The sequence below is a fragment of the Ramlibacter aurantiacus genome (assembly GCF_016722895.1).
Lineage (GTDB): Bacteria > Pseudomonadota > Gammaproteobacteria > Burkholderiales > Burkholderiaceae_C > Ramlibacter > Ramlibacter aurantiacus.
This window is the reverse complement of the sequence record NZ_JAEQNA010000008.1, coordinates 178117-193793: the sequence shown is the minus strand read 5'-3', so window position 1 is coordinate 193793 and position 15677 is coordinate 178117. Positions and strand designations below refer to the sequence as shown.

Annotated in this window: 18 protein-coding genes and 1 pseudogene; 16 read left to right on the top strand and 3 right to left on the bottom strand. The window is 62.6% G+C overall.

From position 1 onward, the window contains the following. Positions 1 to 2 precede the first annotated feature (2 nt). The 7 genes from JI739_RS19665 (at position 3) to JI739_RS19635 (ending at position 4879) form a co-directional block, all read left to right on the top strand. On the top strand, positions 3 to 983 hold the full coding sequence (locus JI739_RS19665; RefSeq protein WP_201685634.1) for a carboxypeptidase-like regulatory domain-containing protein: 981 nt from the start codon (positions 3 to 5) through the stop codon (positions 981 to 983). After that, the gene (locus tag JI739_RS19660; RefSeq protein ID WP_201685633.1) at positions 980 to 1372 is read left to right on the top strand and encodes a hypothetical protein; all 393 of its coding nucleotides are present in this window, start codon (positions 980 to 982) and stop codon (positions 1370 to 1372) included. Before JI739_RS19665 ends, JI739_RS19660 begins: the two co-directional genes overlap by 4 nt. A gap of 9 nt (positions 1373 to 1381) precedes the next feature. Continuing rightward, on the top strand, positions 1382 to 3352 hold the full coding sequence (locus JI739_RS19655; protein ID WP_201685632.1) for a hypothetical protein: 1971 nt from the start codon (positions 1382 to 1384) through the stop codon (positions 3350 to 3352). Continuing rightward, positions 3345 to 3566: a hypothetical protein gene (locus tag JI739_RS19650; RefSeq protein WP_201685631.1), complete on the top strand. Its 222-nt coding sequence runs from the start codon at positions 3345 to 3347 to the stop codon at positions 3564 to 3566. The genes JI739_RS19655 and JI739_RS19650 overlap by 8 nt, the downstream gene beginning before the upstream one ends. Before the next feature lie 85 nt (positions 3567 to 3651). Then, on the top strand, positions 3652 to 3954 hold the full coding sequence (locus JI739_RS19645; RefSeq protein ID WP_201685630.1) for a DUF6127 family protein: 303 nt from the start codon (positions 3652 to 3654) through the stop codon (positions 3952 to 3954). Then, a complete protein-coding gene (locus JI739_RS19640; protein WP_201685629.1) occupies positions 3951 to 4427 on the top strand; it encodes a hypothetical protein in 477 nt (158 codons plus the stop codon). Before JI739_RS19645 ends, JI739_RS19640 begins: the two co-directional genes overlap by 4 nt. Then, positions 4424 to 4879: a lysozyme gene (locus JI739_RS19635; protein ID WP_201685628.1), complete on the top strand. Its 456-nt coding sequence runs from the start codon at positions 4424 to 4426 to the stop codon at positions 4877 to 4879. Before JI739_RS19640 ends, JI739_RS19635 begins: the two co-directional genes overlap by 4 nt. 94 nt (positions 4880 to 4973) lie before the next feature. On the opposite strand, the pseudogene JI739_RS19630 reads toward JI739_RS19635, so the two are convergent. Together JI739_RS19630 and JI739_RS19625 are read right to left on the bottom strand one after the other, a co-directional pair. Continuing rightward, positions 4974 to 5099 (bottom strand): annotated as a pseudogene (locus JI739_RS19630) (IS3 family transposase); the annotation flags it as partial. Between the two features lie 11 nt (positions 5100 to 5110). Then, a complete protein-coding gene (locus tag JI739_RS19625; protein WP_201685627.1) occupies positions 5111 to 5440 on the bottom strand; it encodes a hypothetical protein in 330 nt (109 codons plus the stop codon). A 243-nt stretch (positions 5441 to 5683) separates the two neighbouring features. Here JI739_RS19625 and JI739_RS19620 point away from each other — a divergent pair, with 243 nt between their 5' ends. The 9 genes from JI739_RS19620 (at position 5684) to JI739_RS19580 (ending at position 13764) form a co-directional block, all read left to right on the top strand. Next, positions 5684 to 6358: a heavy metal response regulator transcription factor gene (locus tag JI739_RS19620; protein ID WP_201685626.1), complete on the top strand. Its 675-nt coding sequence runs from the start codon at positions 5684 to 5686 to the stop codon at positions 6356 to 6358. Further along, complete coding sequence (locus tag JI739_RS19615; RefSeq protein ID WP_236589890.1) at positions 6355 to 7803, top strand: heavy metal sensor histidine kinase; 1449 nt, start codon at positions 6355 to 6357, stop codon at positions 7801 to 7803. Before JI739_RS19620 ends, JI739_RS19615 begins: the two co-directional genes overlap by 4 nt. A gap of 277 nt (positions 7804 to 8080) precedes the next feature. After that, positions 8081 to 8452: a DUF4148 domain-containing protein gene (locus JI739_RS19610; RefSeq protein ID WP_201685625.1), complete on the top strand. Its 372-nt coding sequence runs from the start codon at positions 8081 to 8083 to the stop codon at positions 8450 to 8452. 840 nt (positions 8453 to 9292) lie between these two features. After that, the gene (locus JI739_RS19605) at positions 9293 to 9493 is read left to right on the top strand and encodes a hypothetical protein (protein WP_201685624.1); all 201 of its coding nucleotides are present in this window, start codon (positions 9293 to 9295) and stop codon (positions 9491 to 9493) included. Positions 9494 to 9514: 21 nt separating this feature from the next. Then, complete coding sequence (locus JI739_RS19600; RefSeq protein ID WP_201685623.1) at positions 9515 to 10936, top strand: TolC family protein; 1422 nt, start codon at positions 9515 to 9517, stop codon at positions 10934 to 10936. A 39-nt stretch (positions 10937 to 10975) separates the two neighbouring features. Beyond that, positions 10976 to 12391: a multicopper oxidase family protein gene (locus tag JI739_RS19595; protein ID WP_201685622.1), complete on the top strand. Its 1416-nt coding sequence runs from the start codon at positions 10976 to 10978 to the stop codon at positions 12389 to 12391. 43 nt (positions 12392 to 12434) lie between these two features. Then, positions 12435 to 12971, top strand: coding sequence for a cupredoxin domain-containing protein (locus JI739_RS19590; RefSeq protein WP_201685621.1), 537 nt, complete (start codon positions 12435 to 12437; stop codon positions 12969 to 12971). Between the two features lie 84 nt (positions 12972 to 13055). Next, complete coding sequence (locus JI739_RS24885; protein WP_354003768.1) at positions 13056 to 13304, top strand: DUF411 domain-containing protein; 249 nt, start codon at positions 13056 to 13058, stop codon at positions 13302 to 13304. Between the two features lie 40 nt (positions 13305 to 13344). Then, the gene (locus JI739_RS19580; protein WP_354003767.1) at positions 13345 to 13764 is read left to right on the top strand and encodes a copper-binding protein; all 420 of its coding nucleotides are present in this window, start codon (positions 13345 to 13347) and stop codon (positions 13762 to 13764) included. 1359 nt (positions 13765 to 15123) lie between these two features. Here JI739_RS19580 and JI739_RS24940 read toward each other — a convergent pair. Further along, positions 15124 to 15645 (bottom strand): hypothetical protein, encoded by a 522-nt coding sequence (locus tag JI739_RS24940; RefSeq protein ID WP_435531621.1) that lies wholly within the window; start codon positions 15643 to 15645, stop codon positions 15124 to 15126. Between the last annotated feature and the right edge of the window lie 32 nt (positions 15646 to 15677).

Sequence of the window (15677 nt, the reverse complement as noted above, 5' to 3'; positions counted from 1 at the left end):
CGATGGCCTACCCGATTGACGAATCGTTCGTGGCGGGCATTCCCACCGGCTTCGCCCAAGCTGCCGGCGGGGGGAGCATTTCGTCCATCACGCACAACGCCTCGGCCGAGGCGGTCGACCTCACGTTCAATACAACCCAGAGTTACTGGGAGATGCTGCAAGCCGAGATGTCAACCGACTTCTGGTTTGAGTACGAGGTCGAGCTGATTTCCAAGTCGACTGACGCGTGGCACTTTGGCTTTTGGCTGAAGACGGGGAGCGGCTACGAGGGCTACCGGTACGCGGTCAACAAGCGAGACGGCTGGCACTTTTGGCAACGCTCCACCTGGAGCGGCGGCGGGAGCGAGTACAACAGCATCCACGGCAAGGAGTTCCCGGCTGACTGGGTGGGCGTCGGTGTTCGCAAGCGACTCCGTATCGATGTGAAGCGGCACGCCGCGTTCGCGGACCCGGTGCGGCTCGCGCACGTACGAATCAGCGCGGACGACGTTTCTGTGATGGAGGAGTGGCGCTGGGATGGCGCGAGCTTTCGGCCCGGGATCTTCGGCTATGGGTGCGTGCTGCGCATCCACGGCGTCAAGGGAGGCCTGGGCAGCGACCTGCCCACCGTCAACATCGGCATTCACGATTCGGATCCACTGATGCTGCTGCACCCCGGCATCGAGCGCACGGGATTCGCCACCGTCCGTGGGCTGGAGCGAAAGCTGGGCGACGACCCCGAAAGCACCCTGAAGCAAGGCGGCCGCATCACCGGCACGGTCAAGGAGAAGGCGTCGCCGGTGAACGCGCCTGTCGTGCGGAAGGTGGTGCTCATCGATCAGGCGAGCCAGCGCGTGCTACGCACCGCCTGGAGCGACGGGGCGGGCAACTATGTCTTCGACCAAGTCAACCCCGAGCGGCTATACACCGTCGTCAGCTACGACCACACGGGTGCCTACCGCGCCGTGATCGCCGACAGCCTCAAGCCGACTCCCTACCCATGATCACCATTACGCAGCGGCACAACGAAGCACGCCTGCAGGGTTCGCTTGACGATCTGAACCGAGGTACCGGCAATCCGGCTGTCCGCGTGTACGGTGGCGAGCGGCCGGCACAGGCGAGCGGCGTTCCGACGAGCGCAATGCTGGTGGAGATTCCCCTCACGAAGCCGGCAGGTGTCGTCGCGAACGGGCTACTCACCCTCACGCAAGAGGTTAACGGCCTGATCGCCAACACGGGTGTTGCAACGTGGGCGCGCTTCGTGGATGGCAATGGCGAGACGTGCTTCGACGCGGATGCCGGGGAGGGCGAAGGGCCGTGGGAGGTGCAGCTTGCGAAGGCGCAACTGTACGCAGGTGGCCAAGCACGTATCGTCTCGGCCATCCTCGGCTAAGGAGTCGCCGTGAGCGACATCCTGTTCCAGGATCCGCAGAAGCGGGATCCGAGCCTCACTTTCGGCGCGCCGACTGCTGATGCCGCACCGGGCTCCGCGCTCGCGCCGGGTGAACTCGTCTTTGACACGAGGCAGGCGAACAACGCGAATCTGCTCTTTGGGGAAGGCACGGGCCCAGACAGCGGCACCTTCGACCTCGCCATCACCGGCAAGATGCCGGCGCTCACGCTTCAAGCTGAGATCGCCGAAGTCATCAACGTACGCGTCGTGGGCAGGATGCCTGGCCTGCAGATGCTGGCCGAGGTGCAGTACCTCACGAACACGCAGCGGCCGACCGTGGGCGAGACCACGCACGAATGGCACGTGACTATGGCCGCAGGTGCGGGCATTACCCAACTCGAGCAGGACACGGACTCGCTGCCGGCCGGCTGGGCGGCCGGGTGGGACCAGGCCAATGACCGCACGGTGGGCACGGCGGTGCGCATGCCGAATACGATGGACCGCACCCCAGTCGAGCGTGTCGGGCGCTTCAAGGGTGCCTCGCGCGCACACCTGAACCGCGCGACCAGCCACCACGTCAGCACCCGCATGTGGAAGGACCGTACCGCGTCGTTTCAGACCGGCACGAACGGGGGGTCTGGCGGCGAGTTCCGCCATCAGGACGGTGATCGCCAGAAGTTTGCCCGGCGCGACGCACGCCACCAGGTGGCACAGAGTCTGCGGAAGATCTATGGCACCGATTTCCAGCCGGCGATGCCGCTGCCCAAGGGCTGGCAGGGCCAGTTTCAAGGCGCGGCGCCGCCTCCGATTGGCTCCACGCCGGGGCCGGTCATCGGCAAGCCCACGCCCATCGAGCCGCCTGTCTTCATCGGGCCGGCCAATCTCCTCTTCCAGTTCCCCTTCGGGTTTCGCGGCACAAACATCCTCTTTGGCGACCTGTACGACTCCGCAAACCCGGAGAAGGTACCGGCCGTCATCTCTGTCCGGAGGGTCTACATCGTGGTCAACATCATCCGGCTCTACCGCGTGCCCGACGACGCGCCGGTACCCGCACTTAACTTGTCTCTGAGCCTCGATGCAGACAGCTGGACCTGGGGCTTCAACGCATCGCTGCCGGCCGCCGCGCAGGCGCTGGTGGAGCCCGTGAACGGTCCGGTGGAACTTCGGGCGCTGGTCAACGGCACCGAGTTCCGGGTGCTCGCCGAGAACATCAGCAGGGAGCGCACTTTTGGTGAAGCCAGCATCCGAATCTCTGGCCGGGGGCATAACGCCGTCCTGGCTGCGCCCTATGCCCCGGTCATGACCTTCTCGAACGCGCAGGGCCGCACCGCGCGCCAGTTGATGGACGACGTGCTGACGCTCAATGGCATCCCGCTCGGCTGGACAGTCGATTGGGGCCTCATCGACTGGAATGTCCCTGCAGGCGCCTTCTCGCGGCAGGGCACCTGGATCGAAGCTCTGGCGAGTATTGCGGGAGCCGCCGGTGGCTACCTCCTGCCCCATGCATCGGCCAAGGAGCTTCGAGTGCGTCACCGATACCCGACTGCGCCCTGGCAGTGGAATACCGTCACTCCCGACTACGTGCTGCCGGTCGACGCCGTCGCCCGTGAGTCGCTGCGCTGGATCGAAAAACCCACCTACAACCGCGTCTTCGTCTCCGGACAGGATGTGGGCGTGCTGGGGCAGGTGACGCGCGCAGGCACCGCCGGTGACGTCCTGGCGCCGATGGTGGTCGATGCTCTTATCACCGAGGCGGCCGCCGCGCGGCAGCGTGGCCTGGCCGTGCTGGCTGACACGGGGCCTCAGTTCGAAGTGAGCCTGCGGCTGCCGGTGCTGGATGAGACCGGAATCATCGAGCCCGGCGCCTTCGTTGAGTATCTGGATGGAAGCGTGACGCGCCGCGGACTTGTGCGCTCGACCCAGGTCGAGGCCGGGATGCCGGAGGTCTGGCAGACCCTGGGAGTGCAAGGCCATGCATAACCTTTACCAGCAGTTCCGCCAGTTGATTCCGAACCCGCCGCTGCAGGCGGGGACCGTGCTCGAAGTCGGAGCCGGCATGGTCACCGTGCAGTTGCCAGGCGGCGGCCGCATCAGGGCGCGGGGTAATGCTGTCCTCGGCCAGACCGTTTTCGTACGGAACGAGACCATTGAAGGCGTGGCGCCTGCCCTGACCGTGGAGCTGATCGAAATCTGAAGCGTTGCCTGATTCCACCATTTACCCCTTGAGACCCGCCCCTTGCTCACGCATCGGGCGGGTTTCGCATTTCTGGAGACCACCCATGACTGAATCTGATCACAAGCCTGCGCTCGTGGAGAACATGCTCCTGCTGCGCAAGGAGGACTTCGACGAACTGCTCGACCGCGCTGCCGCCCGTGGCGCCGAGCGTGTCCTCGCACATCTCGGGCTGGAAAACGGCCATGCGGCGCGCGACATCCGCGAGCTGCGCGACTTGCTCGATGCCTGGCGCGATGCGCGCCGCACCGCTTGGCAAACGACCGTCAAGGTCATCACCACCGGGGTCTTGGCCGCCCTCCTGGTAGGCGCCGCCATCAAGCTCAAGCTGCTGGGAGGTGGTCAATGATCGAAACCCTCCTGGGGGGCCTTCTGGGCGGAGCCTTCCGCTTGGCGCCCGAACTCCTTAAGTGGCTGGATCGCAAGGGCGAACGCGGGCACGAACTCGCCATGCAGGACAAGGCGCTGGAGTTCGAGAAGCTGCGCGGCGCCCAGCGCATGTCGGAGATGGGAGCTGGTGCCGATGCGGCGTGGAACGTAGGTGCCATTGAGACGCTGCGGGAGGCGGTCGCGGCTCAGGGCCAGTCGTCCCGAGTGCGTTGGGCCGATGCGCTGTCCATCAGTGTCCGCCCGGTGATCACCTACTGGTTCATGGCATTGTACTGCGCGGCCAAGATGGCGGCGTTTGCTGCAGCGATGGCAGCTGGCGCTGGCTGGGGAGCAGCAGTTCTGCACGCTTGGACTGACGCTGATCAGGCATTGTGGGCCGGGGTGCTGAACTTCTGGTTCCTTGGACGAGTGTTTGATCGGGTGCGGCCGTGATAGCCGTCCCCCCTGCCGCCGTCGATCTGGCCAAGCGCTTCGAGGGCTTCCACCGCGTGCCGAAGCACGATGCGACCCGGGCGCACCCGTACATCTGCCCGGCCGGCTACTGGACGATTGGCTACGGTCGACTGTGTGACCCGCAGCATCCCCCAATCTCCAAAGATGAAGCCGAGCGGTACTTGGCCACGGACCTGCTGACGGCGCTCAACGCGACCCTGCGGTACTGTCCTGTGCTGGCGAGCGAGTCGTCAGGGCGGCTCGCAGCCATCGTGGACTTCACTTTTAACCTTGGCGCGGGCCGGCTTCAGACCTCGACTCTGCGCCGACGGATCAACCAAAGAGACTGGGGTGCGTCAGCGCAGGAGCTCAGCCGATGGATTTACGGTGGCGGAAAGGTCTTGCCTGGTCTAGTCACCAGGCGAAAAGCCGAAGCAGCGCTCATTATCTGAACCGCCGCATCGGATACGCCGTTGCGACTGTGTTGCTGTGCTCTTGCCCGCGCGCGGCGGGGGTCGCCTGCTCCACCGATTCCTTTGTTTTCTACGGCGCACGGCGGCGGATCAATTCGGCCTTGTAGCGGCCATTGGTGGTCTCGGCCAAGGCGTTGTCATAGGAGTTGCCCCTGCTGCCCACAGGCGGTGCGATGCCGGCTTCTGCCAGGCGCTCGGTGCGCTGCACTTCTACTGCGGGCCTCCCACCACGGTGACGCTCACCGTCTTCATGTCTTCACCATCGCGCTCGCGAGAGACCTCCAAAAGAACCCCTGAGCCGTGTGGGGCGTTCACCAGAGCTTTGACTACGAGCGGCGTGGCCGCGGAATCGAGAAGCGTGATCGATCCGTCGGGTTGAACCAGGGCATAACCGCTTTCGACACAGTGCCCCATCAGTGCGCAGGCTACGCTGTGCTCCCTTCCGCGTTGCACTAGATCGCTTTTCGGGTATTTTCTGATGCAGGCAATGTCCAGCACAAAACCGGTCGTTACCTCTGGATTTTGATCAGGGTCTGTCATGCTTCAGCTGGATCCCAGACGGAGCCGCAATCGCTTCATCTTAGGGTCAGCGAAGCGCTGGGGTGAGCCGGAGAACAACCCGTATCGTCTGTGGCGTTCGACCTTGCCAATCGCTTCGCATGGGCGGCACCAAGTGGAGCCAACCCGCAAGCCCTACCTCGACCCGCGGATTACCGTTCTGTTATCCGTCGCGCGCTAGCATCGCTTAGCCGGTCCGTCTGGCCGAGCAATGGAGGAGCGCAAGTGAAGATTCTGGTCATCGAGGACGAGCCAAAAGCAGCCGAATACCTGCGGCAGGGTCTTGCCGAAAGCGGGTATCTCGTTGAGGTGGCGGCCAATGGCGTCGATGGCTTGCACGCCGCGGCCAGCGGTGACCATGATCTGGTTGTTCTAGACGTGATGCTCCCGGGCATAGATGGGTTCGCCGTTCTGTCAGCGCTGCGCACTGGCAAGCAGGTCCCCGTCCTCATGCTGACCGCCAGAGACCGGATCGACGACAAGGTACGCGGCTTCGAACTGGGGGCGGACGACTACCTCGTGAAGCCCTTTCAGTTTCCTGAGCTTCTTGCACGTGTTCGAGCACTGCTCAAACGCAATCAAGCGGTTCCCGGCGATCCCGTCGTACGTGTGGGCGAACTCGAAATCGACCCCGTCCGGCACCGCGCCACCCGAGGAGGGCAGCGGATAGACCTTTCAGCGAAGGAGTTTGCGCTGCTTTCGCTTCTCGCTCAGAAGACCGGCCAGGTGCTTTCGAGAACACAGATCGCATCGCTTGTGTGGGATATTCACTTTGACTCGGACACTAACGTGGTCGAGGTCGCGGTTCGCAGGCTGAGGGCAAAAATTGATGATCCCTTTCCTGAGAAGCTGATCCACACAGTTCGCGGCGTCGGCTATGTGTTGGAGCGACGCGTTTGAATCGAGCGGAGCTGCCCCGTGCTTCGCTCGCCACCCGTATCGCGGTGGCGAGCGCCCTGTTTGGGCTACTTATCACGGGTGTTGGGATGGTCGTGGGGTACTGGGCTCTTGGAAGGCAGCTCGATGCGCGATCAGCTGTTGAACTTGCAGGAAAGCGAGAGTTGGTCGTCCACCTGCTGTCCGAGACTGGTTCCGCAGCGGATCTTCCAGCCAGCAAGCATCGCTTCAACGATGTCCTGATCGGGCACGACGACCTCCACCTCGCGCTGGTAGACGATGCGACAGGAGCGCTCCTCGGAACCTTTTCGCCTGCAGCTTCAGAGTCGATTTCGGAGCTTGACTCCGCGAGCACGGACGACGCGTCTCACGCCTGGCGCAGTGGTTCCGGACAGGCCCTCGAGTCACTGCGCGGGACTTTTCAACTTGCCGATGGTAGTCGCGTCCGCTACTACATTTCCCTTGATCGGCGGCACGATACACGGCTTCTCGCCGGCTTTCTCCGTGCGAGCCTGCTGGGTGCGCCTTTGCTGCTCGCGGTTGTCGCGCTTGGCGCCTGGATCATCGCCAGGACGGCGCTAGCACCACTGCGGCGGTTCCAACGCATGGCAGCATCGATAGGAGCTAGGTCGCTTAACCGACGCGTTTCTGAATCAGGGCTTCCGGGAGAGCTGAGTGCGCTGGCTCGAGAATTTAATGGAATGCTGGAGCGCATCGACGGCGGCTACCGTCGGCTCCAGGAGTTTTCAGCGGACCTCGCGCATGAGTTGCGCACCCCCATCGCTACCCTTCTGGGACGAAACCAAGTGGCGTTGTCGCGGGAGCGATCACCGGCGCAGCTCAGGGAAGTTTTGGAGGGGGATATCGAAGAACTGGAGCGGCTGTCCAGGCTGATTTCGGACATGCTGCTCATTGCGCAAGCGGAGCAGGGGGAAGGCGTGCTGCAGTGCCAGCATGTGGACTTGCATCATGAAGCCACCCATATTGCCGAATATCTTTCCGTGGTCGCAGAAGAAAAGGGCGTGAAGGTAGATGTGGACGGGCACGGCGCCGTTCACGCGGACTTAATGCTCGTGCAGCGCGCGATCACCAACGTGCTCTCGAACGCAGTGCGGCACGCCGACCCCGGAACTACTATTCATGTTGCAGTGGAAGGGGGCCCGCGCAGCAGCAATTTGAGAGTTTCCAACGTCGGTGGCCACATCGCGATTGATCACCTGGAGCGCATTTTCGATCGCTTTTACCGCATCGATTCGTCGCGCGCACGACTGTCCGGTGGTACCGGACTTGGCCTCGCAATCGTGCGTTCCATCATGGAGGCGCACGGCGGCAATGTACGCGCGCGCAGCGACTCCAGCACGCGTACAACAACGTTTGAACTGACGTTTCCTGCAAGAAGTGACACGCGCGCGCAGCATGTTCGTGGAACTGCTACAGGCGAAGTCTGATGACTGCTGCCGCAGGAACTGCCCACAGCAGCGGGTGAGCGGTGGTGAGGAGCCGCTGCTCCTGGACAGGCCCATGTTCATCGGCTCTTTTCAGCCTGGCGTCGCATTTCACACGTCCAATGCTTTTCCCTGCAGCCCCCTTCCTTGCGTATTGGTAACCCTCATGTCAGTTCGCGGACCCCACCGCGAGCCTACATTGGCCTCCGTGTTGCAGCGAATGCATCACGCCCGTGCAGGGGTCTGCATGGGCCCACTGCCAACATCAGAGGAGTTAAACATGTCCATCCGCAAATCTGCCGTCGTGATCGCTTTCGCCGCGCTGGCATCGCCCATTGCTTTCGCCAACAGTGGCGCCACATGGGTTGGTGGTGAAGTCGGGTTTGAAACGCACCCGGTCCAAAGCAGCCGAACGCGTGCACAAGTGCAAGCCCAACTGCAGGAATTTCGTGCCAATCCGATAACGGTCGATGGCGGCCGTGTGGTGGGCGGAGACGCAGGCTATGTGCCACACCAGCACGAGTATGTTCGTCGAGACGGGCGGCGCGTCCATAACGATGCCTTCAATGCCACTGCGCCGAGCACGATGGGTGCTTCGCCCGCGCTGAGTGAGTCCGAGCGGCGAGCGATGCGCGAGCAGTACATCAACTAAGCATCAGACAAGACTGCCGCAGCGCCAACCAGATTACAAAATCGTAATCTGGTTGTAGTCCTTCTGAACGCACCGTCCACGTAAACTGCCCAGCAGTAAATTCATCATTAGCCCCGACAGCTACTCGGTCCACCTCGCATAAATAACTAAATCAGCCATGGTGCGCCTTCGCCTCTTGCTAGCTTGCTTACTGATTGCTGCCATCCCCTCGCTGGGGCTGGCCGGGCCAGCGAAAGCTGCAGTCTTTTCAAGCGGTGGCGCGCCGGGCTGTTTCGGAATCGACGGGCATAAACACGCTCATCACGACCATGGCGCCGCTGCTATGGGCGGCGAGGAGCCCCAGTCGATCGGGCTGACTGCTCATCTGACCGGTGCAGCCCACGAGTGTGGCGCGTGTGTCGCCTGCGGTCACGCTGTGGGGCTTAGCCTGACGGAAGCTCTGGCTTTGGCGGGAGCACAGCTGACTCTGCCCGCAGCCGAGCCCGTCGTCCGCATCAACGGAGTTCCCGTCCAAGTTCCGGACAAGCCCCCTCGCGACTGAACTGCTGCCACTGCGCGCGCCGGTCCGCTCCTCGGCCACGAGGCGAGTGCTCCGGCGGGGATATCTGTTCGATTCTTTGCGAGAACCTTATGCCTGTTCCTTTCTTCCTCCGCAGCCACGTCGCAGCGTTAGCCGCTACGGCGAGCTTGGCTGCACTAGCACAACCCGCACCTTCACAACCCGCACCTTCTCCTCACCACGCGACCAGCGAAGCTGCGGCGGCGGGCACCAGCTCCTCGGGCGCGCTGACGTACCGGTCCGCTCTGGAGGGCTACCAGCCTTTCACGGACGAGAAGATCGTGAACTGGAAGGACGCCAATGACACCGTCGGCCAGATCGGCGGCTGGCGCGCCTATGCAAAGGAGGCGCAGCAAGCAGATGGTCAACAAAGCCAGGGCGCTGCGCCGCGCCAGGACGGACGTCAGTCACCTGCACAGCCGGAAGGCAGCCGGGGGGCTTCCGGCGCTGCGAACCCGCACGCCGGCCACGGCAAGCAATAAAGACGAGAAGACGAACTGACGATGAAAACAAGAATTTTCCGACTCACAGCCGTGGCTGCGGCAGCTTTTGTCCTGGCGGGCTGCGCATCCCTGAACATTGAGCAGGCCGTCCAGGAGACGAACCAAGCAGTTCCGACCTTTACGCAAGGCAAGCTCGAGCTCAGCCGCACCGACGAACAGCGCCAGTCGCGCCAACGCCTGAGCGAGCAGCTGCTGGCAACACCTTTAGGTGTGGACGAAGCGGTTCAGCTTGCCTTGGCAAACAGTCCCGCGATGCAAGCATTGATTGCTCAAAGCTGGGCAGATTTGGCCGCGGCGAACCAGTTCGGCCGGATTGCTAACCCGGTCTTTACGTTCGAGCGCGTGCGCCTTGGCAGCGAGCTGGAGATCGGGCGATTGCTGTCGTTTGGCCTGTTGGACCTGATTACCCTTCCACAGCGCCAGGTGATTTCTCGTAGCCAGACGGCCCAGGCCAAGACGCAGTTGAGTGCTGCCGTTGTTGATCAGGTAAGCCAAGTCCGGCAAGGCTGGGTTCGGGCCGTCGCCGCCCAGCAGCAGCTTACCTACGCCCAACAGGTCAACAAGTCAGCGGAGGCCGGCGCCGAGTTGGCTCGGCGGCTGCAGCAGGTGGGGAATTTCACCCGCCTGCAGCGGGCGAGGCAGCAGGCGTTCTATGCCGATGCCGTTGCCCAGCTTGCCGCAGCCAATCACGCGGCCACGGCAGCGCGCGAGGAACTGGTGCGCCTGCTCGGGCTTGACGCCGGCCAAGCCGCGCAGCTCAAGCTGCCGGAGCGCCTTCCGGACCTCCCCAAGCAAGCGCGGGCCACAGTAGACGTCACTGCTGCGGCCACGCAGCAGCGCCTGGACGTGCAGCTGGCCCGCCAACAACTGGAGGTGGCCGGGAGGGCGCAAGGATTAAATCTGGTCAACAGCCTTTTCGATACGGAGGCTGGAGTGCGCCGCGACACCGTCTTTGACGGTGATGAGCGTGCCAATGCGAGTGGCTTTGAGTTAGCGATCCGCCTGCCGCTTTTTGATTGGGGCGGTGCACAGCGCGCCGCGATGAACGCGCAGTCCCTGGCGGCCGCAAACCGATATGAGGCCGTGGCGCGCTCGGCCTCGTCGCAGCTACGCGAGTCTTACTCAGCGTATCGAACTGCCTATGACGTGGCGCGGCACTACCGCGACGAGATCGTGCCGCTGCGCAAGACGATCTCTGACGAAAACGTACTTCGCTACAACGGCATGTTCATCGGAGTGTTTGAGCTGCTGGCTGACACGCGCGAGCAGGTGACCAGCGTCATGCAGGCGATCAATGCGCAGCAGCAGTTCTGGCTGGCGGACGCTGGACTTGCATCCTCTCTCATCGGCAAACCCCTCGCAGTGGGAGCCACAGCTGTCTCGGCCGGCGCACCAGCCGGAGGCGCTGAAGCAGGCCATTGAGCCAACTCTGAACGTACACGAGCAAGGACAGAACAGATCATGACGAGCAGACGTAATTTCCTGACCAGCGCCGGCGCCATCACGGGTGCTGTCGCCGCTGCTTCGGTCAGCAAGGTGGCCATGGCCGCGGTACCCGAGCCGGTCATTCAGACCCGGCCGGACACGATGGCGCCGCTGACACCGAACACGGGCCGCCCCTACAACCCTGTCGTCACGCTTAACGGCTGGACGCTTCCATGGCGCATGAACAACGGGGTGAAGGAGTTTCACCTCGTGGCTGAACCTGTGGTGCGCGAGATGGCCCCAGGGTTCAAGGCGCACCTGTGGGGGTACAACGGCCAGTCGCCCGGCCCGACCATTGAGGTGGTCGAGGGCGATCGGGTGCGCATCTTCGTGACGAACAAATTGCCCGAGCACACCAGCATCCACTGGCACGGCCAGCGTCTGCCCAACGGAATGGACGGTGTGGCAGGTCTGACCCAGCCAGCGATTCCTTCGGGCAAGACGTTTGTCTATGAGTTCGAGGCCCGACGGCCTGGAACCTTCATGTACCACCCGCATGCCGACGAGATGGTGCAGATGGCCATGGGAATGATGGGATTCTGGATCACGCACCCGAAAGATCGCCATCCGCTCATCGATCCTGTCGACCGGGACTTCGTGTTCCTGTTGAACGCCTATGACATTGATCCGGGCGCGTACACGCCCAAGATCATGACGATGCTGGATTTCAATCTGTGGACGTTCAACAGCCGCATCTTCCCCGGCATCGACTCGATGAACGTGCGCAAGGACGACAAGGTCCGCATCCGCTTTGGCAATCTGACAATGACCAACCATCCCATTCACTTGCATGGGCATGAGTTCATTGTCACGGGCACCGATGGCGGCCCCACATCCAAGAGTACGCGATGGCATGAGGTGACCACGGATGTGGCGGTGGGCCAGATGCGACAGATTGAGTTTCTCGCCGATGAGGAAGGCGACTGGGCCTTTCATTGCCACAAGAGCCATCACACCATGAATGCGATGGGCCACGATGTGCCGACCATGATCGGCGTGGATCACCGAGGGATCGCCAAGCAGATCACCGATGTGGTGCCAGATTACATGGTGATGGGGGAGCGAGGCATGGCCGACATGACTGAGATGGAAATGCCGCTGCCTGACAACACCATCCCGATGATGGCGGGAGAGGGTCCGTTCGGCTCCGTTGAGATGGGCGGTATGTTTACCGTCGTGAAGGTGCGCGCCGACCAGCAGCCGGGCGACTACGGGAACCCGGGCTGGTTCAAGCACCCGCAGGGGACTGTGGCTTACGAGTTCACAGGGCAGCTGCCGGCCGCTGCGCGCGCAGCGGATGCCGGCCAGAACTCGATGCCTCGGCAGGCCAAGCGGACGCAGGACGTGCAAGTCAAGGTGCGCAAACCTTCGGCCGGGCACGCCGGGCACTGAAAGCGATCAGTTCACCCTCAACCACCCATGAAAGGACTCGGACATGAAAAAACTTAACGCCACCGTAGCGGCTGCGCTGATCGGCGCTTCCCTTGGCGCCTATGCGCACGAAGGCGAGACCCACGGCAAGAAGGATGCGGCTGCCGCGGCAAAGAAGGAACAGAAGGCCTGGGGCATTGCTGGCGACGCAAAGGCGGCGAACCGCACGATCGAAATTTCCATGACCGATAACATGCGGTTTAGTCCGGATCGCATCGAAGTCAAGCAGGGGGAGACGGTCCAGTTCGTCCTCAAGAACGCCGGGAAGATCATGCACGAGATGGTGATCGGCACCAAGAAGGAGCTGGACGAGCACGCCGCGATGATGGCAAAACATCCTGGGATGGAGCACGACGAGCCGTACATGGCCCATGTGGCGCCCGGCAAAGTCGGAGAGCTGGTCTGGAACTTCAACCGGCCCGGCGAGTTCGACTTTGCCTGCCTGATCGCTGGCCACTACCAGGCCGGGATGGTGGGCAAGATCAATGTGGTGGCCCAGGCCGCGAAGAGCAGCAGCCATGGTACAGGCCACAAGCACTGACGCCTGGCGCGGCCGGGCAGTTGGTGCTAGCGGCTGGGTTTGCGCTCCTCGTTGCAGCACCCGCAGCCGTGATTGCAGGCGCCGGTGGCGGGGCCGAGGTTTGGAAGGATCCGAGCTGCGGCTGCTGCACGGAGTGGGTCAAGTACCTGGAAGCGAACGGTTTCCAGCTTGAATGTGGCCCAGAAGTTCGGCTCGTGCCACACGGCGTTGATCGGCGGCTATGCCGTCGAAGGCCATGTGTCAGCTCGCGAAATCGTGCGCCTGCTCAAAGAGCGACCGCAGACACTCGGCCTAGCAGTGTGCCGGGAACGCCCGTTGGATCTCCGGGCATAGATGGCGCTCTGTACAAAGGGCGCAAGGATCCTTCAGCGTGATGCTGCTGTCCAGGGACGGCACGCCACAATTCACCAGCCATACAAAGGAAATAGTCATGAAAGCAGTTAAGCACGTCCTCGTCACCGTCGCACTTGCGGCCGCCGGTGCTCTGTCCCTGGGCGCGCACGCCCAGTCGCAGTCGCCCACCGGTGCGCAACCCGGCTCGTCGCCGGGCCCGGCTGCGGCTGCGGCTGCGGAGATGACGGAAGGCGAGGTGCGCAAGATTGACAGGGAAAACAAGAAGATCACCCTCAAGCACGGCGCCATCAAGAACTTGGACATGCCGCCTATGACCATGGTGTTCACCGTCAGCGATTCATCCCTGCTGGACAAGGTACAAACTGGCGACAAGGTGCGCTTTACAGCAGCGAACGAGAGTGGCAAGTTCACGCTCACCGATCTGCAACCGGTGAAGTAAGCACGCGGCTGCGCGTGATACACCCGCTGTTCGAGCTATCCACTGCTTCCGAGCACACGCTCAACCTTTTGATGGCCTGGGTGGCCGGAGGGGCGGCGCTTGGCGTCGGGGTTTTGTTCATGATCTGGCGCGACAAGCGCCGTGGAGTGGACAAGTCTCAGTCGAAGGGCTGGAGTATGCGGAAAGGGCGAAGGCGGCCTGTCACAGGGAGGACTTACCCGACGAGTGGGTCAGGTAGTTGCAGGGTGGTTGCGACGGTGTGGCGGCCGTTGTTGACGGGGCCCGGGATGGCGTTTCGTAGCGGTGTGCACTGCGAACTTCTTCGGCACACAGCGCCTGGAAGAAGTGTGGGGAACGGTGTTGAGGCGCCGAGTACACGCGCGCGCGCACCTGTGCTGAGCATTTGAAGCGGCAGACGCAGTGCGCCTGCCGCTTTTCAGTCGGATGTTACTTGCTGTGCCCGTGGGGCGTTCCCGTTTCGCCCATGGGTGTGTGATGGGGGCTCTCCTGCCCAACGTTTGAGCCGGAGTTGGCGGTTCCGCGTTGGCTGCCCATCACGTTGCTCTGTTGGCTACGGGTGGTTCGGTCGTACGCTGCCTCGCCGCGCTGTGCAGGGGAGCCGACCTGCGCTGCTTCAGGGTGCCCGTGGGGGGTTCCAGTTTCGCCCATTGGTGTGTGCTGCACGCTCTCTTGCCCGACTCCCAAGGCGGGATTGGCGGCCGGGCGAGCCGGTACGCCTTGAGCACTGACAGTTCCCACGAAGGCAAAGGCCGCGGCCACCGCTAGAAGGTGTTTGGTGTAAAGCGGAGTTTTCATGTTCGGGTTCCTTAACGTTCAAGTTGCCGGACGCGGGGTGTGCTGCGATCCGGAAGCCAAAAGATTATGGAAACACCACCGAGTTCGGAGTCAGCGTCTAACAGCGCCCGGGGTCGGCTATCAACACGGGTTGGAGTAGGGTTCTGCCACTCCAAATATCATCCAGGCTGCGTCACCTTCATTGCATTCAGATTACAAATTTGATAGCAAAACGCATTTGGTCTGCCTCTCGCGTTCGTGTCCATTTGAGTTCCGAAAACTTCACTCAGGAAGAATCGGCCTCGACGATCCTCGGCGTGTCTCCTCGGCCATTAGTTAGCCCGCTTCAAGTGAGTACTGAGTGGCGGTGGGATCGCGGGCATCGAGGCAGCGGCCGCACGGCTGGCGGCGTAACGAAAACCTGAATCAGTGGTGTCCTACGTCCCAGTCCACTTCGTCCCCCTAAATTGATTCTGTGACTCTCCTGCGCGGAGCGTGGCGATGACTGAAGGTTGCCGACGACCCGCCGGTGCTCTCACTCTCGCAGTTTGCCGATTCTGTCAATCACCACGCGAACCAGATGGAAGGCTTGCAAAAAAAAAGGAAGGGGAGGGCATCGATGCCGCCGTACCCCGCAGGGAGCGGTGCAGATTTGCGCCGTTGGAGGAGAACACGTTGCCGCAAGGCGTTCGAAACGAACTTTGATTTAGCAATCTCATGCCACACCAGAACTTCACCAGCTGTATAGCTGCCTGCTATGACTGCGCGGAAGCGTGCAACCACTGTGCGGCCTCCTGCTTGCAAGAGCAAGATGTGAGGATGATGGCGCGCTGCGTCGCGCTTGACATCGACTGCGCGCAAATTTGCGAGCTCGCCGCTGCCGTGATGAGTCGCGCGAGCGAAAACTCGAAGACTGTGTGCAGTGCCTGTGCCGAGATTTGCCAAGTCTGCGGAGATGAGTGCGCCAAGCACAGCATGGATCACTGCCAAGCCTGTGCACAGGCTTGCCGGCGGTGCGCCGACGAGTGCCGGAAGATGGCCGCCATGGCGTAGCAGCAACCCGCAGGCGATGGGTTGTTGGTGCATAAGGCACCTGCCTGCCGCGCACCGACTGCGGG